The sequence below is a fragment of the Belliella alkalica genome (genome assembly GCF_022549785.1).
GTDB classification, from domain to species: Bacteria; Bacteroidota; Bacteroidia; order Cytophagales; family Cyclobacteriaceae; genus Belliella; species Belliella alkalica.
This window is the reverse complement of record NZ_JAKZGO010000004.1, coordinates 226,635-252,604: the sequence shown is the minus strand read 5'-3', so window position 1 is coordinate 252,604 and position 25,970 is coordinate 226,635. Positions and strand designations below refer to the sequence as shown.

Annotated in this window: 17 protein-coding genes; 4 read left to right on the top strand and 13 right to left on the bottom strand. The window is 38.6% G+C overall.

From position 1 onward, the window contains the following. Positions 1-89: 89 nt before the first annotated feature. Positions 90-1,244: an alanine racemase gene (alr, locus tag MM213_RS06685; protein WP_241410715.1), complete on the bottom strand. Its 1,155-nt coding sequence runs from the start codon at positions 1,242-1,244 to the stop codon at positions 90-92. 166 nt (positions 1,245-1,410) lie between these two features. Further along, positions 1,411-2,544 carry an amidohydrolase gene (locus tag MM213_RS06680; protein ID WP_241410714.1) on the bottom strand — a complete coding sequence of 378 codons (1,134 nt, stop codon included), beginning with the start codon at positions 2,542-2,544 and terminating at the stop codon, positions 1,411-1,413. A gap of 333 nt (positions 2,545-2,877) precedes the next feature. Here MM213_RS06680 and MM213_RS06675 point away from each other — a divergent pair, with 333 nt between their 5' ends. Then, a complete protein-coding gene (locus MM213_RS06675; protein ID WP_241410713.1) occupies positions 2,878-3,054 on the top strand; it encodes a hypothetical protein in 177 nt (58 codons plus the stop codon). 301 nt (positions 3,055-3,355) lie between these two features. On the opposite strand, the gene MM213_RS06670 is transcribed toward MM213_RS06675, so the two are convergent. Together MM213_RS06670 and MM213_RS06665 are read right to left on the bottom strand one after the other, a co-directional pair. Continuing rightward, entirely contained in the window at positions 3,356-4,573 is a 1,218-nt protein-coding gene (locus tag MM213_RS06670) for an exo-alpha-sialidase (protein WP_241410712.1), read from the bottom strand. Between the two features lie 25 nt (positions 4,574-4,598). After that, a complete protein-coding gene (locus MM213_RS06665) occupies positions 4,599-5,039 on the bottom strand; it encodes a hypothetical protein (RefSeq protein ID WP_241410711.1) in 441 nt (146 codons plus the stop codon). A 73-nt stretch (positions 5,040-5,112) separates the two neighbouring features. Between MM213_RS06665 and MM213_RS06660 the strand changes: the two genes are divergently transcribed. Further along, entirely contained in the window at positions 5,113-6,789 is a 1,677-nt protein-coding gene (locus MM213_RS06660; protein WP_241410710.1) for an amidase, read from the top strand. Between the two features lie 18 nt (positions 6,790-6,807). On the opposite strand, the gene MM213_RS06655 is transcribed toward MM213_RS06660, so the two are convergent. After that, complete coding sequence (locus MM213_RS06655) at positions 6,808-7,836, bottom strand: phosphotransferase enzyme family protein (protein ID WP_241410709.1); 1,029 nt, start codon at positions 7,834-7,836, stop codon at positions 6,808-6,810. Positions 7,837-8,009: 173 nt separating this feature from the next. Here MM213_RS06655 and MM213_RS06650 point away from each other — a divergent pair, with 173 nt between their 5' ends. After that, a complete protein-coding gene (locus tag MM213_RS06650; RefSeq protein WP_241410708.1) occupies positions 8,010-9,785 on the top strand; it encodes a sodium:solute symporter family protein in 1,776 nt (591 codons plus the stop codon). 801 nt (positions 9,786-10,586) lie between these two features. Here the strand turns inward: MM213_RS06650 and gldD are convergent. After that, positions 10,587-11,165 carry a gliding motility lipoprotein GldD gene (gene gldD / locus MM213_RS06645; RefSeq protein WP_241410707.1) on the bottom strand — a complete coding sequence of 193 codons (579 nt, stop codon included), beginning with the start codon at positions 11,163-11,165 and terminating at the stop codon, positions 10,587-10,589. Positions 11,166-11,240: 75 nt separating this feature from the next. Here gldD and MM213_RS06640 point away from each other — a divergent pair, with 75 nt between their 5' ends. Continuing rightward, positions 11,241-11,771, top strand: coding sequence for a DinB family protein (locus MM213_RS06640; protein ID WP_241410706.1), 531 nt, complete (start codon positions 11,241-11,243; stop codon positions 11,769-11,771). 77 nt (positions 11,772-11,848) lie between these two features. On the opposite strand, the gene lacZ is transcribed toward MM213_RS06640, so the two are convergent. The 7 genes from lacZ to MM213_RS06605 all read right to left on the bottom strand — a co-directional run bounded on the left by lacZ (position 11,849) and on the right by MM213_RS06605 (position 25,910). Beyond that, entirely contained in the window at positions 11,849-14,959 is a 3,111-nt protein-coding gene (lacZ, locus tag MM213_RS06635) for a beta-galactosidase, LacZ type (protein WP_241410705.1), read from the bottom strand. Between the two features lie 424 nt (positions 14,960-15,383). Continuing rightward, positions 15,384-17,285, bottom strand: a complete 1,902-nt coding sequence (locus MM213_RS06630) for a glycoside hydrolase family 43 protein (RefSeq protein WP_241410704.1) — start codon at positions 17,283-17,285, stop codon at positions 15,384-15,386. Between the two features lie 6 nt (positions 17,286-17,291). Next, on the bottom strand, positions 17,292-18,497 hold the full coding sequence (locus MM213_RS06625; RefSeq protein ID WP_241410703.1) for a glycoside hydrolase family 88 protein: 1,206 nt from the start codon (positions 18,495-18,497) through the stop codon (positions 17,292-17,294). 18 nt (positions 18,498-18,515) lie between these two features. Then, the gene (locus MM213_RS06620) at positions 18,516-19,817 is read right to left on the bottom strand and encodes a BNR repeat-containing protein (protein ID WP_241410702.1); all 1,302 of its coding nucleotides are present in this window, start codon (positions 19,815-19,817) and stop codon (positions 18,516-18,518) included. A 1-nt stretch (position 19,818) separates the two neighbouring features. After that, complete coding sequence (locus MM213_RS06615; RefSeq protein WP_241410701.1) at positions 19,819-21,027, bottom strand: DUF2264 domain-containing protein; 1,209 nt, start codon at positions 21,025-21,027, stop codon at positions 19,819-19,821. Between the two features lie 230 nt (positions 21,028-21,257). Next, a complete protein-coding gene (locus MM213_RS06610) occupies positions 21,258-22,931 on the bottom strand; it encodes a RagB/SusD family nutrient uptake outer membrane protein (protein ID WP_241410700.1) in 1,674 nt (557 codons plus the stop codon). A 12-nt stretch (positions 22,932-22,943) separates the two neighbouring features. Continuing rightward, a complete protein-coding gene (locus tag MM213_RS06605; RefSeq protein ID WP_241410699.1) occupies positions 22,944-25,910 on the bottom strand; it encodes a SusC/RagA family TonB-linked outer membrane protein in 2,967 nt (988 codons plus the stop codon). Positions 25,911-25,970 lie beyond the last annotated feature (60 nt).

Below are 25,970 nucleotides of genomic sequence, written 5' to 3'. Positions count from 1 at the left end.
TTCATTTTTAAACCTCTTTTTTAATTCCATCATTTCCTGATTTATCTCACTCAACAGATCTTAAATTGTACGAATACCTTTGAATAATACTAAGCAATGACATTTCGAGGTATATCAAGTGGTAATCTTGTAAGCAATTCGTAATTAATTTGTTGAATAGACTCGCCAAATGAAGCAACTGTGATTTCATTCTTTTTTTGCTTTCCTATCAATACTACTTCATCACCCTTTTTGACACCACTCAAGTCAGTAATATCTATTGCAATGCTATTCATGGTGACTGTGCCTACTACAGATACGATTTTGCCTGAGATCAATACTTTCCCTTGGTTGCTGAGTAAGCGACTATATCCATGTGAATATCCTATTGGAACGAGAGCAATTACCATATCCCTTGGTGCCATATAACTAGACCCGTAGCCTATAAAGTCTCCCATTTTTACCTTTTTCAAACTCATGATACTGCTCTTCCAATTGATCAATCTCTTCAATGGATTTTTGTTGTTTTCGGGAAGTGTCTTGAATTTGTACATATATGTCTCTTGCGTCGGCCAAAAACCGTAAGACGCAATCCCTATCCTCACCATATCCATAATCGTCTCAGGATAGCTAAAAGTAGCGGCTGAACATGCCGTATGGAACTTTTCGAATAGTAGTCCTTTTTCAAGGAGCCAATCTTTATAGGCCAAGTATTTTTTTATTTGGTCTCTAACTCTCACATAATTTGAAACACTCTCCGCACCCGCATAATGTGTACACAATCCAGAAAGTGTCAAATGTTCTAAATTAGAGCTTAGTGTTTTGAATAACTTTTCTCTGTCTTCCCATTCAAATCCAGTACGGTGGAAGCCAGTCTCCACTTCAATGTGAACTTTTGCTTTGAGCTGAAGTTTTTTGGCGGCTTTGATTGTTTCTTCAAGTCTATCAAATTCGAATACAAAAAAACTGATCCCTTTTTCGATCAACCCCTCCAAATCAGTGTTTTGGAGCATACCCATAATCATGATTTCTGATTGCTTTTTACTGGAATTATAAACTCTAATAGCCTCGTCAGCACTGAATGCACTGAAGTGACGGATTCCAACTCCCTCAGCTATAGGTACAATATTTTCGATCCCATGTCCATAGGCATTTCCTTTGACCACTGCCGATATCGTGGTGTTTTCACCTACTTCCGATCTCAAAAAATGAATATTCTTTTTGTATGCTGACTTGCTTATTTCAATATAAGAGGTATGATTCATAGGGAATTTGATAGATTCTAAAGGAAAAACAAGAGGTTTGGGGTAATGTTATACTTTTCAGACAGTTTGTAAATCACAACTTCCATTAGAGGTAAATGAATTAGAGTTTTGATTTATAACGAATCCCTGATTTGCATGGGCTCTAAACTAAATATTGGAATGGATTTTATCCATGTATTTGATTGATGATTTCTTCAAACATCTTTACTCCAGCAGGAATAATGTCGTCTGGAAAATCATAATTGTTTTCATGAAGTTGCGGTTGTTTTTTGCCAGCTCCTAAGCCAAAAAGAAGCGTTTTGGTGTTGTTGGAAAAATGTCCAAAATCTTCAGACCATCGGAATGGAATCCTTATATGTTTGGTCTTAAGTTTTAATTTTTTTGCTGCTTCATTTGCAAACTCCCAAGACTCCTCATGATTATGAGTAGCATCAAATCCTTCCACATATTCAAAAGAAATTTCAAGCCCATACTCTTTTGAAATTTGTGTACAAAGTTTTTCTGCATAAGTGACTAGCAAGTCCCTCGTCTCCGTTTCATAAGCCCTCAATGTCGCCATCACAGTAGCATCTCCTGGTGTAGTCCCAAAAGCAACTTCACCTAGCCTAGCATGAATTACAGTAATCAAAGTAAACTTTTTCATCGCATCAGGCAACTTTTGCAAAGCTACGATGGTTTTGGACATGGCTTCAGCGGGGCTATTACCATCTTCGGGATGTGATGCATGCGCATTTTTCCCTTTTAGTTTAATAATCATGCCAACAGAAGCAGCTGCAAATGCTCCTTTTTTCATCACTATTTGATTTTTGTCATAGCCTGGCAAATTGTGAAGTGCAAAGGCATAATCAGGTCTAATCTGCGAAAACTTCTTATCCTTGATCACCGATTCTGCACCTTTACCAGTCTCTTCAGCAGGCTGAAAAAGCAATACAACGCGCCCTTTTTTTGGACGGTGGTCTTTAAGATGTAATCCTAAACCTGCAACGATTGCCATGTGGCCATCATGCCCGCATAAATGAGAGATACCAGGAACTTTACTCCGATGTTTTATATTGTTGTTTTCTACGATTGGCAAAGCATCAAGCTCACATCTAAAGAGTGAGGTCATTCCTTCCTCTTTCCCTTCAAACACAAATGCCAAGCCGTTTCCTCCAAGCTTATTGATCGTTAAATCAGGCTTAATCAATTCAAAAAACTTTACCACACGATCGGCAGTTTCTTTCTCTTCACCTGATAATTCAGGGTTTTGGTGCAATGTTTTCCTGAACTCTTTTAGTTGATCGAAAATCACTTTCTCCATTGATTTGAGGGTTTTAGGTTAAAAATAGAAACTAACATTATTACTATAAGTGACAAAAATTGTACAAGGATTGTTCCTTTAGAGAAGAAATTAAAGAAATAAGACAATCCGCTTCTTTGTCAGGAAGGAATAAACTAGCTATAATTTTGTGGATAATTGTCAATTATTACACAAAGCAGTCAGCAGATTGGATATAACATCTGCTGGAAAAAAATTAAAAGCCTCATGACAATTTCAGCCACAAATAAATTAAAGTTCTTAGGGTCAACAGTGTGAAAATTTTACAGAACTTTTTTATATTGAAAATCGATTAGAATAAAAACCAAACAAATTATGACTACAGAACAGACCACATCACTCGAAAAAAGAATTGAAGAATTGAAGTCTAGCCTGACTGGAGACATGTTTCAAGACATGGATACAAGAGATCAAATCCACAACTTGGAAATGCAACTCAAAGGAGTAAAGCCGATGGATAGCCACATCGACTGCGTTGGTTGTGGAAGTTGATTTTTGTTAAGTTAAATATTAAATGCAAAACCCTCTGAAAATCATTTCTGGAGGGTTTTTTTATATGAGTATTCGCAATGTTGAATGTTGGGTAAGAAGAGGCAAGATCAGGTGGATACTAGTCGACCGACTACAGCCCATACTTGTGCGCCGCGGCGTGGTCAACCAACTTGAAATCACTCACCCAACAAGCTATCGATTGGCTACGCGCAAGAAAGCGGATATACATATTTTTATATAACAGTCTTTAGAAATAATTTATTGAATAGTGAGATTCCACTAAATGGTAAAATAAAAAATGCTACCTAACCTTTATCTTGGCTGTTTTTATTACAGGATCATCACCGCTGTCATCAGACCAAGCTAAGACAATTGTTTCATCATCAATAGTTAACTGTGGAAAACCGCTCGATCTTTTTTCAGATGAGGAGGCGATAAGAATTGGCTTTGCTGTCACACCATTTACATTGACTTCTCTTAGATAGATATTGGAACCTTCCATCCAGGACACAACTGCTGTTTCTTCATCCAAAAGCGCTATATCTACCCTACCAATTGTTTTCCCTAAATCTATTTTGATTGGCTTATCAAAAGTAGATTCACCTGATTGGATAAAAGACACCTTTACCTCTGATTTACCATTGACTCCAGTGTACCAAACCACAGCGGAGGTATTTCCAAAACTCGCTGCTCTAGGACCATTTACAGGACAGCCTTCGACTTTCCAAAAATCATTGTAAACAGGTTGGGTCTCTTGCCAAGTGTTGTCCACAAATCGAATCATCCCAATATCTCTAACTTCTTGATGTGATCGATCTCTGAAGAATACCATCGGCGAATTTTCAAAAAGTATAATTGCTGTTTGACAACAATCACAAACACGGTCATCTAAAAGCCATTCATCCAACTTCACCCCCTCATTCGTCAATATTGCTGCTCGAAGATTCATTTGACCTGCATGTCCATTATGGTTTGCATGATCGTGACTGCCTTCTTGCGTATTCCTTCCATCAAGCCAAGTTATCAACATGTCATTCCCCCACGGAAACATCGACCCAAAACCATGCTCAGTTTGGGTACCATCATCATGAATTACCATTGGATCTGACCAATCAAGACCATTTTGCGAAACCGTAGTCTTGATATCGTAAGAAAAAGTCCCTTTCCCATTTTTTACCAAAAAGAAGGCAATTAAAGTACCGTCTTCAAAAGCTGCTAATTGCGGATAATCTGCCCAATTCACAAACCAGTCTGAGCCTGATGCAATTTGAATTGGGGGAGACCATTCACCATCAAATAATTGAGAATATTTCAAGTAATTAATCTCTTCTTCCACCTCGATCCATGAAAGATAAACTTTACCTTTTGGAGAAGTAAAGAGATAAGGCTCTCCAAATTTAACATTTGGTTCAGCAAAAGTGTGAATACTTTCTATGCTAAACACTTCAATTACCTCTTCATTTCTGGAAGCGCACGAAAACATGAATGCTATGAGAAAAAGAATTGTGGAACGCTTCATAATGTAGAATAGGAGTAACATGAAATTATTCTTCTGGCAAGGCCTTGATATAGCTTCTTACTTTCATTGCGCGCAAATAAATTGTGATTAATGGAATTAGCCAAAGTAATTCTGTGAATACAAGGTGGAAAATAGTCCTTTTATTCCATCCTAATTCAGGAACAAACCCAAACCCAAACCAAAGAGCAAGAGCTAATTTTCCAGCAATACCTACTACAATAAGGTAATGCCATGAAATAGGATAGAAAGCACTGAGAAAAACCAAGAAGCCTACAAGCATCCCAAAGCTACCCAAAGCTGTTGCACTCAAACCAACAGGCGCAACAGACTCCATAGATAACCACCTCAAGAGGTCTTCTCCAAAATACCTGAAAAAAGCAGACCAAGCAAAGCTGTACATTCCTGTAAGTAATAACAAGCCTCGCATAGGCATTGGGAACGTCGGTGTAAGACTAGTGTTATCCATATTATAATTTAATTATCTTCAGAAGAATTAACAAAAAAGCACCATTGAGGTTTCTTTTCTATAACAAAACTACATGAAGGATTTTACATTCACCCGCAGAATAGGGATAATTATTATGGTTCCCGTTTTATTATTGACTGGTTTCATTGTCGGAAAGAAAGTTGGGGAGATAACCCCTCAAGCTATCGAAGGTGCGGAGACATTGATAGGTTTGTCATTTTCACCTTCAGAAAAAGACAGCATGATCCAAAACCTTAAAAATTACAAGTCAGGTTATGAAAAAATGCGGGAGAAAAAAATTGATAATTCAATCAGTCCTTCATTGATTTTCAATCCCCTTCCCCAAGGGTTTTTCCCAAGCCAAAATCAAGAAACGCTAAAATGGGGTTTACCATCAGAGGTTGATCTTCCAGAAAAAGATCATGACATCGCATTTTTATCTGTCGCCGAGCTTTCTTCACTAATCAAAAACCAAAAGATTACGTCAGAAAGATTGACAAAAATCTATTTGGATAGAATCAAACTCTACGGAGACACCTTGCAATCTGTGATAACACTTTTGGAGAAAGAAGCGCTAGACCAAGCCAAAGCAATGGACATAGAAATCAAATCAGGAAAATATCGAGGACCACTTCATGGAATACCTTATGGAATCAAGGATTTGTTTGCAGTCAAAAATACCAAAACGACATGGGGAGCAATGCCATATAAAGACCAAGAGATTGATGAAACGGCCACAGTTGTGGATAAGTTGAATGATGCTGGAGGGGTATTACTTGCAAAGTTTACACTCGGAGCACTAGCTATGGGAGATATTTGGTATGGAGGAGTTACCAAAAATCCTTGGAATCTCAATCAAGGAGCGAGTGGTTCATCGGCAGGATCAGCATCTTCTGTAAGTGCTGGGCTGATTCCGTTTGCCCTTGGTACAGAAACATTAGGAAGTATTGTGTCTCCATCTACAAGGAATGGAGTCACTGGATTACGCCCTACTTTTGGAAGAGTCAGCAAACATGGCGCAATGGCCTTAAGCTGGAGTATGGACAAAATAGGGCCAATTTCGAGATCAGCTTTGGATAATGGTTTAATACTCTCTGTACTCAATGGTGTTGATAAGCTAGACAAAAGTACGATTCCCGCAGCTTTTAATTACAATGTGGATAACACTATAAAAAACCTGAAAATCGGATACTTAGAAGATTTTTTCGAAGGCGAAAGGCAAGGCAATGCTTTTGACAGGCAAGTTTTGGAGGATATCAAGAAAATGGGCGTAGCTCTTACTCCCATTAAGCTTAAAACTTCTGTTGATGTAAGCAGCATTTTGATTATGCTACAAGCAGAAGGTGCTGCTGCATTTGATGATATGACCAGAATGGATTTGGATGATTTGATGGTTAATCAACGGAAAAATGCTTGGCCAAACCTTTTCAGGTCAGCGAGGTTTATCCCAGCTGTGGAATATATACAAGCTAGCAGGATGCGATCCGTTTTGATTGAAGAGATGCATCAGCTTTTCCAAGAATATGATGTAATCATCACTCCGTCTTATGGGGGAAATCAACTTCAAATAACCAACCTCACAGGCCATCCTGCACTCTGCATGCCTAGTGGATTCTTAGAAAACGGAAGTCCCGTATCGATTACCTTCCTTGCAAATTTATTTGAAGAAGAAAAATTGATTATGCTAGGAAGAGCTTATCAAGAAAATACAGATTGGCAAAAAAAGAGACCTCCCTTATTCAACAAATAAAAGAAGTCGCCAATAAGGTTAACTGATTCTTTCCAAAGACTGCAAGAGTATCATCTGGTTTTTTGCCCGATGCAGATTTTGCTTTTCATATTTGGTTTGGTAATACACATTTCCATTTAAAAAATCTGTAAGAAATCTAAATCCAGTGATACAAGTCATCATTTTTCCTCCAAAATGAAGAGATTTGATTTCTTCATTCGTAAAAACACCTTTTCCTACATCAGTAAATGCTTGGTGAAGGCTGGCATATTTGGCTTTATCAACATAAATCTCGTCCCAATTTATAGAGTTTTCTCCCTGTGAACACGCTACAGTCCTAACCAAATCCCCAAAATCGTTGAAAACATAACCTGGCATAATTGTATCCAGATCAATAACAGCCTTTACACTTTCTAAATCTTCAGAAAAAATAAGGTTATTGATTTTAGTATCATTGTGTGTTAGTCTTAAGGGAAGCTTTTCCTTCAAAACTTTATATTCCTCCACCAAAAATTTTCGGGAAGTAAAGAAATCGACTAATTCCATAACCTCACCCTCAATTGGTGCTTTTGACTGTTCGATAGCTTCTAGGAGTTGATTGAACCTTAGCTCTAAGTCCAAAAAGCCAGGAATTACTTCCTTGAATTCATCAATTTCTAAATTGTTACCCGAAATGATCAATTCAGCGAATGCCTTGGCTGCCAAATAGGCATGTTTGGGCTCTACTACTTCCTCTAAGCATACACCATCTACAAAAGGAGAGATCCGGAAAAAATCCTCTTTTATAGCCGAAAGGGTGAAACCTAAAATATTTACAATTGGAAGTGGAAACTCGAAAGGTAAGCTCAAATAATCCATATATTTGATCAAGAGCTCGTGGTTATGTGAAATGATCTCAGGGTTCTTAAATACAGATTTATTGAATCGTTGTAGAATATAGGTCTGCTGTGGATCAATCACTTTATATGTCTGGTGAATATGTCCACTACCAAATGGCTTGACTTGCTTACCCTCCCAATTAAGATTGTAAAGACCATTGAGTTCAGGTAAAAAAGAAAAAGAATCCATGCTTGAAGAAATTTATTTTGCAAAAGTAAGATTTTTGAATGAATCATTCATTTAAATTAAAAACCTTAATCTAAAGGCTCTTTGTGTTTGGGAAAAATTTATATACATTAGTAAAATTTTTATTTAAGTATTATAATTAAAATAAAAAAATTAAATAATAAAATCAATAAAATATGAACATATCGCTACTAGATTGGGGCATCATTGCTGCTTTTTTTGTGATTTCAATGCTTATTGGAGTGTATACATCAAAAAAGGCAGGTACATCAGCAAAGGAATTTTTTCTATCTGGGCGGAATATGCCTTGGTGGCTATTGGGTGTATCCATGGTAGCGACAACATTTTCAGCTGATACACCAAATCTCGTAACAGATATAGTTAGAACAAACGGAGTATCTGGAAACTGGGTTTGGTGGGCATTTTTATTAACAGGAATGTTGACAGTTTTTGTCTATGCAAAATTGTGGAGAAGGTCAGAGGTGACCACAGACTTGGAATTTTATGAATTGAGATATGGCGGGAAGTCAGCTGCATTTTTGAGGGCGTTTAGAGCTCTTTATCTTGGGGTATTTTTCAATGTAGTAATCATGGCAACAGTATCATTGGCTGCCATCAAAATCGGCGGAGTGATGCTTGGGTTAAGCCCCATTGAAACCTTGTTGATCGCATCGATTGTAACTGTAATCTACAGTTCATTGGGTGGTCTAAAAGGTGTGTTATTGACAGATTTCTTCCAGTTTTTTATAGCAATGGCTGGAGCAATTGGAGCTGCATATTATATTTTGGATCTTCCGGAAATTGGCTCTTTGGACAATTTACTCACCCATCCAAATGTAGTGGGTAAGTTGAATTTTCTTCCTGATTTCAATGATATGAATGTTATTGTGCCTTTGTTGATCATGCCTTTGGCTATACAGTGGTGGGCTACATGGTACCCTGGTGCTGAGCCAGGTGGAGGAGGCTATATAGCCCAAAGGATGCTTTCTGCCAAAGATGAGAAAAATGCCATTGGTGCGACTTTGTTTTTCAACATTGCACATTATGGAGTGAGGCCATGGCCATGGATCATCATCGCTTTGGGTTCCTTGATAATTTTTCCAAATATATCTGATATGCAAGATGCCTTCCCACATATTCCAGTGGATAAGATGGGACATGATTTGGCATATTCCGCAATGCTTACGTTCTTACCAGCAGGCTTGATAGGCTTGGTGTTAGCTTCTTTGATTGCGGCAGTTATGTCAACATTATCCACACATCTCAATTGGGGGTCTTCCTATGTGGTAAATGATTTCTACCTAAGATTTCTCAAGCCGGAAGCAACCGATAAGGAGTTAGTTATGGTAGGTAGAATATCCACAGTAGTTTTGATGGGGTTAGCTGCTTTGCTGGCACTGGCATTATCAAATGCTTTGGAAGCCTTTGAGATATTACTTCAAATCGGAGCAGGAACAGGAGCAATTTTCATTCTTCGTTGGTTCTGGTGGAGAATCAATGCAAAAACCGAAATCGCTGCCATGTTGATTTCTTTGGTTGTGGCAATTTTCTTTCAATACATCAACCCAAAATTTAACATCATTCCTATCGCAGAAGGCCAAGAGTATCTTAAAATTTTATATGGCGTCATTATCACTACAATCGGATGGGTTTCTGTGACTTTATTTACCAAGCCTGAAAAAGATGCTGTTTTGCTTACATTTTACAGAAAAGTAAAACCAGCAGCCTTTGGGTGGAAAAAACTACTGGATCGCTACCCCGAAGAAGAACAAGAACAAGGTCAATTGCCAATGGAAATTGGTTTGATGTTAGTCGGATCAGTGATGGTTTATGCAACCCTATTTGCCGTAGGCTTCTGGATATATGGAAATGTAGCAGCTGCTTCCATAGCTACAGGTATTGCGATTTTGGGTGGCATTATTATTTTTAGAAGTTGGAAAAAAATGAGGTGAGAATTTGTATAATGGCCTTTTATAGAAAGTAAAATGCCATTCCATAAATCTTTTTACAAAATATGGATATACGGAACTTTGCCACTAACTAAAGAAAAGCCTGATTTAGCTTAGATCCGATATTAATTGATACTAGATACTCATAGATATTGAACATAAGCAAGCAAACAACTTTGGAATTAAAGCTATTGGCAAAGAAGCGTAAAATCATTTAGTAATCCCGTCCAGTTTGCAATATGGACGGGATATTTTTTGCTTATTCCTGAACTGTCTCTTCCTGAAAATACTTGACACAATTTTCTATTGGTTAGAGAAGTTCAACCCAGTCTGACGCCAGAGAGGAACTTCGTGATGGGTCTCTTCTTCTCGTTTCTTAATCCTTAATTATCAACATCTTAATGTTCGACCCTTTCAGGGTCGTGCGACGCCATAATTGTGTTTTCATCCCCCGGTTTCACCGAGGGTTAATGAAGTTGTTAAAGACTTTCAGGCTTCTCACTCTCTCTCATTGTCGCGTCCTGAAATTACTTGACACTCTGTCGCGTCCTGATTTTTCTTGACACTTTATTTATAGATTTCTTTTTATTCTCTTTAGCTATTCAATTGCCCTGTCAGGGCAAAAGCGAATCAGACATTTACCATTGTATTGGGTTACAACTCTAAGCTAATGTCAAAAGCCTCCCAATATCCTCGGGACAGGCCTTACAGGGCATATTCTCATCTCTTTGTCAGGACATGACATTTAAATGTCTAGCATCTCACTCCTTATGACTAGAGTTTAGCATCTTGGTGTCTTCCACATTACTTGACAAATTCCAAAGTATTGATCAGATGCATCATATCTACTTTGACATGTTCGATGATTGGGGCGAGTGAATCGTTTTTCATGGCAGTATCAAAATAAAGTGCCCCACGGAGGAAATGCTTGGTAGAATCCGTGACAAAAAACTGGAATTGTGTTGGAACTTCTCCACTCAACTCAGCCACTACTCCTGTGTAGCCCTTAGGTGTCAAAAACACTGACTCTTCAATGCCATAAGCTTTGATTTGATGCTTGGCAGTCAAATTGATCGCATCATTCAAGACCATTTTGACATCTCCACCTTTGCTCCCCAATGGCAAATAAGTAAGGTGAACTTTGGCACCGAATTTTTGATAGTTAAGATTGATCCAGTCTTTTTGATTCAAATTGAAAGAATCTTGCTCAACCTCTACTGCTATTGGAGAATCAAATCGGTAAGGATATTCGCCTTTGATTACTTCAAAATCATGCGTTGGAAGGTCTATTCTGTTATAGCCTGTTGGCCTTGGAAGATAATCCCCTCCACAGCTACTAACCAACAATAAAATAGTGATCCAGTAAATGTTCTTAAATGACATGATTCAAAGTTATCAAATTGAATTGATTTGCGCTTTGGAATAACGATATTTATATAAAATTCAAAAATCAAAACTATGAAAACAAGCAAAACTATCCTTCAAAGTGCATTCGTCATCATGCTCCTTTTTGTGGGTCAAACTGTGGCTACAGCTCAGACTAACATGGAAGAATTTATGATGAAATGGGAAAATGGCAAGAAATTGACCTTAGCAGTAGTGGAGACAATGCCTGATGATCTTCAAAATTACAAGCCTCACGAGACTGCCATGAGTTTCAATGAACAAGTAACTCACTTAAGCTCAGCCATTGTTGGAATCGGTGGTGGTTTTTTGATGGGAGAAGATTCTGGAATAGATCTAGAAAAAAAGCCAACCACAAAAGCTGAATTAAAGGCATTGGTAGAGGCTTGCTATGATTACGGCAAAGCTACATTTTCAAAGTTGACAGAAGCACAACTAGCCGAAAAAATCGACATTTTCGGATATACTGCCAGCAGAAGACAAGTATTGGGATTGATAGATGATCACTGTACCCATCATCGTGGTGCAGCGATTTCTTACATCAGAGCCAATGGAATCGAACCACCAAGATTCACTGCATTATAATGAAAAAAGCCGGGATGAACCCGGCTTTTTTCATTTTTCGTTAGTGTAAGCTTTAGTATATACGTTAGAAAAAAATACTAATCCACTAAAGAAATCCTGTAGCTGTAGGAATACTTCTTGTCCAACAAAAGGTATTCTCTATGAGGATACCTTCCCCAACTGTCGTCTCCACCAAGTCCACGCTGTTTCCAATCGATGTGTAGGAATACGGCATTTTTTGGCTTGAGGTCAGTAGGGTGTTGTTGTTTTTTGGAAAACCCTGGATCCAAATCCTCCACTGACAAGTTCAGTGCAGAGAATGCTATTTCCTGAACACCTTCAATTTTCAATCCTTTACCATCCATGTTGGTTAATTTCAACCATCTCACATCAGATTTATTGCCTGATTCCTGTGGTCTGATATAGTTCCAATTATACTGATTGGAAACTTTGTCTTGGTAAATGCCGATGTGTGAACCTGATTTTCTATCCTCATAATTTTCCCAAGGACCACGACCATAGTATTCAAGGTTTTCAAATTGACCCGGCAGCTGCATGCGCATACCAAAACGTACCAGCTCTGGCAATTCTCTATCTGTGAAATCCATGCTTGCGGTAACTTTGATCTGTCCATCGTGTTGGATCAAATAATCGACTTGGTAGTCCACCATAATGTTGTTTAGCAAGTATTTCACTTCAATCAGGATTCCATCTTCGTGGTTTTTATTGACTTTGGATTCTACAACCTTTCTATCTAGGTGTGCTGTTCTCCATACCGCAAGTCTTGTTGGCATGTGATTTCCAAAATCATTGTCCGTAGGCGCTCTCCAGAAATAAGGTTCCGGGAAGTTTCTGATGATCCCCGGATCGGAATCTTTCAAAGCGTATTTCTTGAAGCTTGCATTTTTGAGATCAAACTCACCTATGATAGAAGCTGTTTGGAAATGTAAGACCCCATCTTTTTCCTCGTGGGTGAGAGAACTTGAGGAAGATTTCTCGATTTCAAAATATGTGGTGTTACCAATCACCAACTGCTCAGATGCGATAATGTGATTGGCAGGCAAAGCTGCTGTGGCATTTTTGGTTTTAGCATACACATTCAACAAATATTCTGCATCATCCCCAATTACAGGAAGTTTCAAACTCACATTCTTTTCACCATGGGCAGGAAGTTTTACCTCGAAAGTTTCAGACTGTACCACTTCCCCATTTCTCAGCAATTCCCAATAAAATGCAAACTGATCCAAATCGGTGAAATCGAAATAATTTTTAACCCAAAGCGAGTTGTTTTCATTGAGTTTGAAATGAACATTTTGATATACTTTTTTCACTTCATACAAAGATGGGTGGGGCGTTCTGTCTGCTGCCACAAGTCCATTGGCATTGAAATTTTCGTCATTTTGGAAATGAAAACCTCCCAAATCGCCACCATAAGCCCAAAATGCCTTTCCATTTTCGTCATGCGTCAACAAGCCCTGATCTACCCAGTCCCAGATAAATCCTCCCTGCATGTGCTTACTTCCCAAGATAATGTCCCAGTATTTCTGGAAATTTCCTACACTGTTTCCCATTGCATGTGCATATTCACACATGATAAATGGTCTCTCTTTGGATTGATCATCGGCGTATCGTTGCATGTGTTCGATAGACGGATACATCGGTGCTACAATATCTGTATTTCTGTTTTCACCTGCCTGCTCGAATTGGACAGGTCGTGTTTTGTCATTTGCCTTCAACCAGTCATATGCATCATAGAAAACAGGCCCGTTTCCAGATTCATTTCCCATTGACCAGATGATGACTGAGGTACTGTTTTTATCCCGCTCAAACATCCGCTGCACCCTGTCCATATGGGCTGCTTTCCATTCCTCTCTGTAGGCAGGATGTCTCTCTTTGTTAAACCAACCTTGTAATTCAGCTCCCATTCCATGTGTTTCGATGTTGGCTTCGTTGACTACGTAAAGTCCATATTCGTCACATAGCTCGTACCACTCCTGATCGTGTGGATAATGACTCATTCTCACAGAATTCATGTTGAATTGTTTCATCAACTGAATATCCTTGATCATGATATCCCTGTCTGGCACATGGCCTTTGACCTCGTGATGCTCGTGTCTGTTGACCCCTTTTACCAAGACAGCTACACCGTTGACCATCAGTTGGGCATTTTTGATTTCTATGGATCTGAAACCTGTCTTTTTGCTTACTGCAGAAAGCAATTTCCCATTGCCGTCTTCCAGTTTGATCAAGTAGGTGTAGAGGTAGGGAGACTCTGCTGACCATTTGTTGACTGAATTTATTTTTCCTTCGAATGTAATGGGATAGTTAAAGTTTGATGTAGATTTCTTTTGAGAATAAACTTTCTTGCCGTTAGCATCCATTAGCTCAAAAGTCACATTTGCCGAATTCAACTTATTTCCCTCTGAATTTTTTAATTTGATATTAGCTGCTAGTATTCCATTCTTGTATCCTGCATCTAGACCAGACTGAATAGTGAAATCAGCTATCGATAGTTTCGGTGTGGCCTGCAAAAATACATCCCGTTCAATTCCACTCAATCTCCAAAAATCCTGATCTTCCAAATAACTTCCGTCATGCCATCTGAACACCTGAACCGCCACAAGATTTTCTCCTTTTTGGACATGATTTGTGATGTCAAACTCAGCAGGAGTTTTTGAGGCTTTGGTCATTCCTATTTCTTTACCATTGAGAAATACCCTTGCATAACCCGAGATAGACCCAAAATGCAAGACAATTTGCTTATCTGACCAATCTTCCGGAACAGAAAATGATTTCCTATAGCTCCCTACTGGGTTATAATTGTTATCCACAAAAGGAGGTCTTGCAGGAAAAGGATAAGCTACATTGGTGTAGATAGGTATATCATGTCCTTCCATTTCCCAATTGGAAGGTACTGGGATCATATCCCAATCTTTGTCATTGAAGTTGCTCTCATGGAAATTTTGAGGTCTTTGGTCGGGTGTTCTTACCAAATTGAATCTCCACTGCCCATTTAAGCTTTTGTAATAGTGGTTGAATTGAAGGTCTTTTTTGATTGCTTTTTCTTCCGAATCGTATTGGATAAAAAAAGCGCGACCAGCCTCTTTTCCCCTATCAAGTATTGTGGGATTTTCCCATTCGTTTTTTTCATTTTGGGAAAAAACAAAGGTGCTCAAAAGCATAAGGGGAATAGCAAGTAAATACTTCATGATTATTTTAGGTTATTTCAAGTTAATGGGAGCTACTACCATCACACTTGTTGTTAAGTGAATTTTGACTTCAGAATTTGATCACTAAGTTACAGCCACCACAGTTTTTGAAGGGTGACATATTGGTTTTATAAGGTGGTCAAATAGTTCTATTTTGTCTATAATCATAAATAAAAGAGACTACATGAACACAAATCAATCGAATAGAGACAAATCCCAAGAATCTCTCCATTGGACGATAGGTTCACCAGAATCGAACTTCAATGGAAGCCATATGTATGGACTATTTCTCAAATCCTGAGGCTGCCAACGATCAGCGATGAAAATGAATGCATCTTTTTTACCTTGAAGTGATAGGATATAAGTTGATTGTCCATCAAATGATTTGTATGGTTTTTGGATTTTGTATCATTGGATCACTTACTTATTCTAGCACCACACCATCAATTGTAGGTTCTATTTTTAGGATATATCCATTTTCGTCAAACTCCATTTTATCTATACACACTTCTCTATGAAAACCTGCTGATTGACCCATTCTGATTCCTTCAGGCCTCTTGAAGCGGTGATAGACGATCATCCAATCATCGGTATCCTTGACATTGATCACTGAGTTGTGACCAGTTCCATAGATTCCCAACTTTGGGTTTTTGCTCAAAATCAGGTTGTTTTCAGGGATTTCCAAAGGGCCGACTGGACTATCTGAGATAGCATATCTCACCCGATAGTTTTCTGATCTGGTATCATCTTCTGACCACAGGAAGTAGTATTTTCCATTTCTGAAAAACACCTCCACACCTTCTCTAAAAGTCTGGTCAGGGGTCATTACTGTGATTTTTTCCTTATCAAAACTCTTCAAATCGTCATTCAAGGGAACTGCGGCCAAATAGCCATTGCCCCAATAGAGGTAGGTAATATCTGACTGCGGATCTTTGAAAATATCTGGATCGATTTCTTGTCCGCCGGAAACACCGTTAGGTTTGAAATCAATTAATGGCTTACCTGAATCTGTAAAAGGTCCAGATGGGCTATCGGAAGTTGCAACACCTATACTTTGACTAGCTGTGAAATAGTAAAAATATTCATATCCGTCTTCTTTCTTCACTTCCAACATTGTAGGAGCCCAAGCATTCCTGTCACTCCAGGATACATCCTTCTTCAGATCCAAAATCACTGCTTCTTCCTTCCAATCGCGAAGATTTTCTGAAGAAAATGTCTTGAAATAGGTTCCAGACCAGCCATCATATCCATCACTTGTAGGATAAAGGAAGTATTTCTGCTCTTTTTCAGAATAGATGATCTCTGGATCAGCATAGTAACCTTTCAAAACAGGATTACCAGAAACTACCTCGTCGGCATAGCCAAATTCCTTGATCAATCTTTCCTTTTCTTCCAGACTGATCGGAAGCACAGAACCATGCCTAGGATGGAAATCCATACTGATTTGCTCATCAATAACAGTGAAATTTTCCAAGTCAGTACTTTCGGTAAACTGATAGGATCCCTTCATATAGACATCATACATGAGTATGAATTTCTCTGAATCATTTAGTTTGAAAATCCCCGATCCTTCGACGGCCTCTTTTGTCTGCTGAAGGTATTTGTCCTGCATCTCATAACCTTCAGTCAACTTATCCGAAACTGCCTTTTTGAGACCATTGCCATGTCCTTCTGTTTTGAAAAATAAATGGTATTTCCCTTCATGAAAAATGATGTCTCCATCGATACAAGATTTTCCTTCCGGATGGAAAAAAAGTTGCTGTGGCTCATTTTCCAAAGCAGTAAAGTCACTGTTTGCATAAGCATAATAGATGATATCTGCTTCCCCTTCAAACTGCATGGACCAATAGACCATGTATTTTCCTGCCTTGGAATCAAAGATCGTTTGTGGCGCCCATACTCTCCTAACTTCACTGAATTTCTCAGGAAAAACCGTAGGAATGTGGATATTGCTGTGAGTCCAATTGACCAGATCATCTGACTTTAACAAAATCATGCTTTCATTGGTCCAGCCGTCATTTGGTACATAAAGATCTGTCAAGACCATAAAGAAACTCTTGCCATCATCTGATCTTAGGATATGTGGATCTCTGACGCCTCCTTGCTTGCTGATAACATCGTTGTCGATGATAGGAAGGTAGTTATTCAAAGCGCGGTAATTGAATCCATCGTCGCTGATTGCATAATGGACAGCTTCTTGACCAGGTCCATTGCCAATAAAGTAGGCAAATAAATAAGCTTCAGTCTTGACTGGCTCAGAGCAAGAGTTCAAAGTCAATATGCAGGCACAAAGAATACCGAAAAGAAGGTTCTTAAAGTTGATCATTTTTAATTATTTTGATAGGTTTTTATATCTTTTGATGGCTTCCAAGAAGTAGTAATCTCCATAAGTCAGTGGTGTATCCACTTCAGTATTTTCAGGAATATGTCCTACGCCATGCTTGAGGATAAAACCACCATTTGTCTTTGGTTCTGCCAAATAAGGGGCAGAGGAAAGAGATGTCAACATGGTTTCTGCATCGGTAAAGTATTTTTTGGAGTCTTTTTTATCTACGAATGTAGATAGCTCAAATAGCGCTGAAGCTATGATAGCACCTGCTGAAGAATCCCTCAATGCATCTGGAATATTTGGAGCATCAAAATCCCAATAAGGAATTTTATCTTCTGGCAAATTTGGGTGATCCAAAATCAAATTGGCGATGTTTTTTGCAAGGTCGAGGTATTTCTCATCTTTGGTAAATCTGTACATCACAATATAGCCATAAAGTCCCCATGCCTGACCTCTAGCCCATGCAGAATCATCAGCATATCCTTGTGCTGTGTGCTTTTTGTTTACCTCGCCAGTTTGTGGGTTATAGTTGACTACATGATAAGTACTGTAGTCCTCACGGAAATGGTTTTTGATCGTATTGTCAGCATGTGTGATTGCTATATCTCTGTAAGTTGGGTCTCCTGTCTCTTCAGATGCCCAGAAAAGCAGTTCAAGATTCATCATATTGTCAATGATCACCAAGTAATCACCTTCCTTCGAGTCCCAAGACTTTATCAATCCTACTTTTTCGTCAAATCTTGAGCTCAATGACTTTGCACTTTGAATCAAGATCTCCTTATAGTCGTTTTCAGGAGAAATGTCCAATGCATTTCCAAAACTGCAAAACATCATAAAACCTAGATCATGTGTAGTAGTATTGTACTTTTCTTTTTCGAGTACTTTCATGATTCTCTTGGCTTCAGCTAAAAGTTCAGCATCCTTGTTTTGCTCATACATATAAAGCAAAGATCCAGGGTAAAAACCGCTACACCACCAGCCTGAATTTGATGTTTCTAGTTTATCATTTTTCTCATGATAAGTTTTTGGAAATCTGTTTTCAGGCAGGATTTCCATCATAAATTTATACTGATTCGATGCCTTGAAAATGACATCGTCCAATTTGGCGTTCAAATCGGCCTCTTGTGTTGAAATACTATTACTTTTGACCTGACAATTCGAAAAAACAATCGAAGACAGTAAGATAACTAGAGAAAAAAGCTTTTTCATTTTTAAACTTTTATGATGTTATTGATTGTGATTTAATTCTATAATTCGAACAGTGCTTGACTTTCCCTCAGCTATTCCTTCCCCATCGATTTGTTCTACATTTTGCACAAATAAGTGTAGAGATTTCATCTTTTTCCAAAGTGAAATATCATAAGTTGGCTCCCATTGGCCGACTGGATCTTTTGTTAAATCTCTGATATCCCATTTTGATTTGTTTTGATATACAAGAGTTACCTTATTGTCTCTTTCTTCATCCCTATAGATGATATAGATCTTTTGCTGATCATCCACAAGCACCTGAGGTCTGGAAATCGGGATTCTTTTGGTTCCTCCACCGCCGAGGTAGAAGGGTTGAGTCCGGTGGTTTGGGCTTGCTTTTTTCCATGATCCATCCTTTAGGTAAATCACTTGGAGCTGAGGAATCTCTTCATCTGCCCAATAGGTGACGATATATGGATTGCCATTATTATCGGCCGTCATACCTGTTTGATTGATTAGGCTACTCTTCTGGGGAATTTTCCAAGCATATTCAGCTGAACTTTCAGTGATTGGGAGCTTGTATTTTTCTCCCGATGATTTTTCCCAAGTCAACCCTTGATCTTTGGATACAGCATAGGCCATGTCATGATTGGTCGATACATCCCAAGACTCTCTCCAAACCCAACTTAAGTGGATATTTCCAAGTTGATCGACGTAAGACTGCCAATATGCATTTCTTTGGTCTTCCCCATCAATCAAATTGGTATGGATTTGCTGCCAAGATTTTGATTTCAAATCATATTTATTAATCAACAAATTGCCTCTTCCTGAAGATCCTGACCTGTACATAAATATCAAATTCCCATTTGGTAATCTATGGAATTCTGGATAGGTTACTTTTGATTCCTGTAGGCCAGTGATTGATTCCTTTTCCCCCAACTCAAGACTCAATGGATCCTTGCTTTTGGCATATCTCAATTCATTGTCATGATGATCCCAAGAGATATGGAGATATCCTTCCCCATCCAAGGCAATGCTGATGGAATTGTGCGCATCGTTGACATTTCCCTTGTATGCTGTTTTGTTTAGCACCCATGTATCTGATGACAATTCCCTTTTGCCAAGCACGACAAATCCTTCTGGATCGTAGTAGGCAATAAACTGATGCTTGCCATCAGAATCCAAAGAATTTCTTCTGAAGATAACTGTATTGACAGAGTTATTTGCCCAGCCTTCTCCTACATTACTTGTGGTGATTTGAGCCTTTTCTAACTTTTGGGCTTGACAAGATGACATTATTAGCAAAAGCAGCAGAAATGATATCTGAATTTTGTGGATCATTTTAGAGTGCTTTGTCAATCACTGCCTTTTTTCCACCCCAGATTTTCTGCTGTGTCCATTCTTCTTTAGGCTTCGCCCAAAAATCTGAAGAAGCAGGCAAACCTAGAACCAAGAAGACTTCCGAACATAAATAAAGGCTTCCTGTAGAAATATAAGGCTCAGCCAATTCGGGTTGATTGCCATGAAAACCGAGTTTCAACCAGCCATTCTGGTCAAACATTGAATCAGACTGCATGTGTTTGTCCACAATTGCCATCAGGGCTCCACGAACTTGTGAGGGAGCAATTTCTTGTGGCAATTCCTCCCAAAGGGCTATTTGGGAAAGTGCTTGAAATGCGCCAAACCTATAGGCCATGGACCTTCCAATTACGGGATAAGTTCCTTCTGGCGAAATCAATCTTTCTTGGATTGCGGCATATCTTCTTGCTCTTTTGAGGAAAAGCTCAAACTCCCCTTTGTTCCCTTTTCCTACTTCCAGCAATGTTTTTGTAACATCCAAAATCATCGGCTGAATCACGAAGCTATTGTAATAATCAAAATGAAAATCAGGACCATCACCATAGACACCATCTCCAAGATACCACTCTTTATGCTTGTTGAGGGCATAGGCAATTCGAACTTGGTCACCTTCACCGTCAAACTTGATCAAAGCTGCTTCTACCATGGCAGTAAAAAGCAGCCAATTACTATAATATGGAGTGATACTTCTAGATGATTTTAAAGCTTCAATTGTGTTCTTTTTGGTTTGGGAATCAAGCCTGTCCCAAAGTTGGGTGGGTGCACGTAATAAGCCTTGGGCTAGAAATGCCGCATCCACCAAAGGCTGACCACCTTCTGTAAAGTTCATAAAATCCTTTGCATTGGGATCTGTGGCATTTTTGAGTGACTGATGAACCAAAAGGATGTATTTCTCTCTCAACTTACCTTCCTCCGTGTCATCAGGGCCAAGTTCCAACCAAGGAGCCATACCAGACACAAGTCTTCCAAAAGCTTCTAGGTAAGTCACTTTATCCCTATCTCCATAAGCATTTGGAGCAGTCTCCACAGGCATATTTTCCTTGAGCTTATCCTGACTTAGATTCGTCAAAACCGGATCTGCTATTTTGGTAAGGTGGGAAATAAAGGTTTTTCTATCTTCTTGATTATTCGCTTGGGCTGTACCAATGGTATAAATAAGAAGGATGGTGTAAAATAGGTTTATTTTTTTCATTTTTGAAATTAACTATTTTTTAACCCCACTTAGAGTACGTAGAAGGGTTTTGACAAATTTGCAGTAAATTCTTAGCGGATAAAAGTAAACTTTAGTGAAATAAATATGCAACTACCAGACAAAGTCCAGTAGTTGCAATTAAAACTATAAACCCTAATTAATTACTTCTTTATATTGCTAGAGAATCATGTAAATCTTTTAATCTGTGACTTGAAGCCACATTTACAAGATTAATACCCTTCATTTTGCTTCAGCTCAGCGTCTTTATTTAGATCTATTTCTGATTGAGGGATTGGTAGTTTCATATGAAAATTTTGAAGACCAGCTGTAGTTTCAATTTCACCATTTGCTAGAGGACTTGTGCCAGTCAATCTTCTTGCTCTTTCCACGAGCGTTCCTGTTCTTACAAGTGTCATTCTTCTATTTTCTTCAGCTAGGAGTTCTCTTACTCTTTCATCCAGGATAAAATCTAGATTCATCTGAGCTTCGGTCACCAAAGGTGCATTTGCTCTTACCCTCAAAACATTGATATCTGATGCAGCTCCAGCAAGGTCACCTTGTTTCATTCTAGCTTCAGCTCTGAGCAAGTAAGTTTCACCCAAGCGCATCACCATAAAATCTTTCCACATTGCATAGCCAAAAGGGTCTCTAGTATCATACTGTCCCCATTTCATAGAGTAAGGAGCCATTCTCCAAATTGTATCAGCAGGAAAAATTCTAACGACATTTCCATTTGTAAGTGTAAACTCACTATTTACTCCATAAGGGACTTCTTGACCTCTTATATTGTTATAAATGCTCCCAGAGTGATTGAAATAAAGTTTTCTTTTAATATTATATTGAGAATTACGCATATCACCATCATCATAGAGACCATAGAGTACCCAGTTGTTGAGTCTAACTCTAGCGATACCTCTACCGCCCAGCGAATCTGTAGGTTCCATTCCTGGCACGTCGTAATAACCCCCAATCCAAATTCTTCTTTGTTGTGGAGCTCCAAAACCTCCACCAGTCACATCAGAAGGGTTTTCCATTTCAAGAACCCAAATAGATTCAGTATTGCCTTGATTCCTTCTCTGATTGCCTTTGATAAACATATCCGAAAAATAATCACCTGGTTCGTTAGCTTTTACTCCAAATCTTTGATTGATAAGAGAGTATCTTCCACTGTTTATTACAGCAGAAGCTTGAGCCTCAGCATCAGCTGGCTTATCTAGTCTAAGGTAAACTTCTGCCAACAATTGATGTGCAATCATTTTATTGATTCTACTTTCATTTCGTGCAGACCCAGCGTTAGGAAGAAATTCTGTAGCAAAAATCAAATCTTGTTCGATCACTGCGTTCACCTCATTGATAGGAGTACGAACGAAGTCAGTTTTGGGTGCAGTCAATGGCTCAGTCAAAAGAGGGACATCACCATAAAGCGTTGCTAGCATATTGTAAGCATATGCTCTGAAAAAACGAGCTTCTGCATTGAATGCGCTAATTTCCGCAGCTGTCATTCCTGTAGGATTGTTGTTTTCAGCAGCATTGATCAATAGATTGGCATTGTTGATCAAAATGTATAAAGCACTCCAAATTTTTCTTGCTGCAGGATCCAAAGAATTCATTTGAGAATAGCTAAAATAAGGTCTAGCATCACCGTTTGATCTTCCAGATGGAGCCCAAAGAATGTCTGTGCCTAAATGCCAAACGCCTTGCAGAGTTTGATCTTGATCATTGGTGTACATTGATATAAACTGTCTATGTAAACCAATGGCGGCTGCATTGAAACCTAACCTATCATTTAATGATTCAGGAGCATATCTATCTAAGACTTTTTCGTCCAAAAAAGAGTCACTGCAAGCTGTATTGATAAATACCAACACACATAAAATTCCTATATAATTAAGTAATTTTTTCATTTTCTTCAGATTTTAAAGTGTAAGGTTGATACCAAGGGAAACTGATCGAACCAATGGGTAATTATTGGTCCAGTCACCAGAACCTCTAGGCGAGAAATTCATCTCTGGATCCCAGCCTACCCAGTTTGTAAAAGTGTACAGATTTCTACCTGCCATATAAATTGTCAAACCTTGAATACTATATCTCGATAAGAATTCACTAGGTACTACATAGCTTAGTCGAACATCTTTAATCCTTAGGAAGCTATAGTCCTCAGCAAACTGATATCCTCTATAGTTTCTGAAAGCACCTAAACCAGGCCAGTAGTTGTCCTGATTTTCAGGAGTCCAGTACCCGATTTCTTCCGGGATATTTCTTCTACCAGCTTCATCCGCATAAGATAGATCTACATTGTTCTTTAATCCACCTTTTACTGCTTGAAGGAAGATACTCAAGCTAAAGTTTTTATAAGTAAACGTGTTGGTCAGTCCGCCAATCCATAATGGATCCCTTTGTCCTAGTACTACTCTGTCGTCAGCATTGATTTGACCATCACCGTTTTGATCTACAAATTTTAAATCACCTGGCCTCGCAACTGGGTCAACATTAGCAGCATCTTCGCCAACTTGCCAAACCCCAACTCTTTCATAGTCAAAAACTACTCTAAGTGGCTGTCCTATGAACCATCTATTTCCTATATCGTCTCTACCATCACCATAAAGCTCCAGAATTTCATTTCTGTACCTAGAATAGTTTATGTTAGATTCCCAGGTGAAGTTTTGATTTTCAATGTTTACTGTATTCAAAGTTAATTCAAAACCAACATTCTGCATTTTCCCAAGGTTTGTCCAAACATTTCCATATCCAGTAATATTTGGCAGGTTTCTCCTTAGCAAAATGTCATTAGTTACAGTCTTATACAATTCAATACTACCTCTCACTCTGTTTTGTACGACTCCAAAATCCAAGGCTAGGTTGGTAGCTGTAGTTGTTTCCCAATTTAGGTTTGAGTTTCCAAGGTTATTGAATAGTACTCCTACCAATGGTGTTCCGTTAAACGGTAGCAATGAAGTATTGGCTGTAGTGGCTGTTTGATTCACTCCTATGGCTTGATTTCCTGTTTGTCCATGCGACAATCTTAGTTTTAATTCTCCTATAGAAGTTGCGTTTGCCATGAAGTTTTCATTATGGATATTCCAGCCTACGGCAACTGAAGGGAAGAATCCATACTTACTGGTATTGGCACCAAATGCTGAGTAACCATCACGACGGCCCGTTACTGTCAACAAATATTTACTCATATAAGAGTAATTGATTCTACCCATTTGTGAGAGTAATGTGTAGCCATTACCAGCAGATCCTGCCTGTTGTGTAGAGCCAGCACCTAAGTTGTAGAATGAAAGCGCGTCATTTGTAAAAATTCTTGAAGACGCATTGGAAGCAAAGTAGTCAACTTTTTGTGCACTGTACAAACCAGTGAAATCTATTCTATGATCACCTATTTCTTTGGTATAGGATAAAATATTTTCCAATACCCAATTGGTGGTTTCAGAATTGTTTATTTGTGCAGTTCCATTAAGATCATTAAACTGTCTTCCAGTATATTGAGCAAATCTATTGATGTTGTAGGTATAATTCCCATTAAGTCTGTAAGTCAAGCCAGGAATAATTCCAGGAGTAATATCAACATAAGCGCCGCCAGATAAGGTTTTTTGGCGATCTTCTCTATCTACAGTAAGCCCAAGCATTGGATTTAGAAAAAGCTGTTCCGGTGCCATAGGGAATATAATGAAATCACCATTATCATCTCTTGGCCTAGAGTATGGACTCATTGCTGAAGCGAGCAATAAATTCACTCTTCCTCCATCTTGATTTCTATCCGTAAAAAATGCGCTTGTTCCTACTTTGATATAATCATTGATTTTGGCATCAATATTTGTTCTGAAGGATGCCCTCCCAAACTGATATCCCTGCACTACCCCATCTTGATCAACTTTTGAACCAGACACAAAGTACTGTACATTCTCAGTGCCACCAGAAATACTTAAGTTATGTTCAGTTATTCTACCCTGCTGAGTGGCTACATCCATCCAGTCAGTTGTAATCCCATTGTTGAAATTATCAACTTCTGCAGCATTTGGGAGAATGTTTGTCATTGACAAATTGTTGGCAATCAGAAAATCTTCGTATTTCTGAATATACTGATCAGGACCCATTGGTCTGAGCAAGTTTGCAATGCCTTCTACACCAGTATAAGCACTATAATTGATTCGAGGTTTTCCGGCAGATGTAGAACCTCTTTTTGTTGTAATCAAAATAACACCATTCGCTCCTCTAGTACCATAAATCGCAACAGCCGACGCATCTTTGAGAATCTCAATTGACTCAACATCATTTGGACTAATATCATTGATACTTCCAAAAAAAGGAGAGCCATCTACAACGAGAAATGGACTTGTGTTTGCATTAATAGAGTTTACCCCCCTAATTTGAAGACCTCCTGTGCTACCTGGTACTGATGAGCCCTGAGAAACTTGTAAACCGGCTGTAGTTCCTTGGATCGCTTGGGTAATATCAGTTACTGGAAGATTTGAAAGTCTATCTTTGGGAACTGAAGCTACTGAACCAGTGATATCAGATCGCTTTTGGGTACCATAACCTACCACAACAACTTCATCCAACTGACTGATATCTTCACTGAGTGACACTTCAATGAAGCCTTTGTTTGTAATGCTTACTTCTTGTGAAGAAAATCCAATAAATGAAATGGTAAGAATGGCATTGGGAGAACTTACATTAATACTGAACTTTCCATCAATATCTGTAACTGTTCCATTTGTTGTGTTCTTTTCTACAATAGTAACCCCTGGGATGGGTTCGCCATTTGCGGCTTCTTTTACAACTCCTTCGATTGTGCTTGATTGATTTTGGGCTTCAGCAAAATTTACAGCCAAAAAACAAACAAAAAGGATTATAATCCTTCGTATTAGTCTATTCATAATTAGATTGGGTTAATGTTAAATGATTTGTTTTGGACTTGTCGATATTTATCAACAATT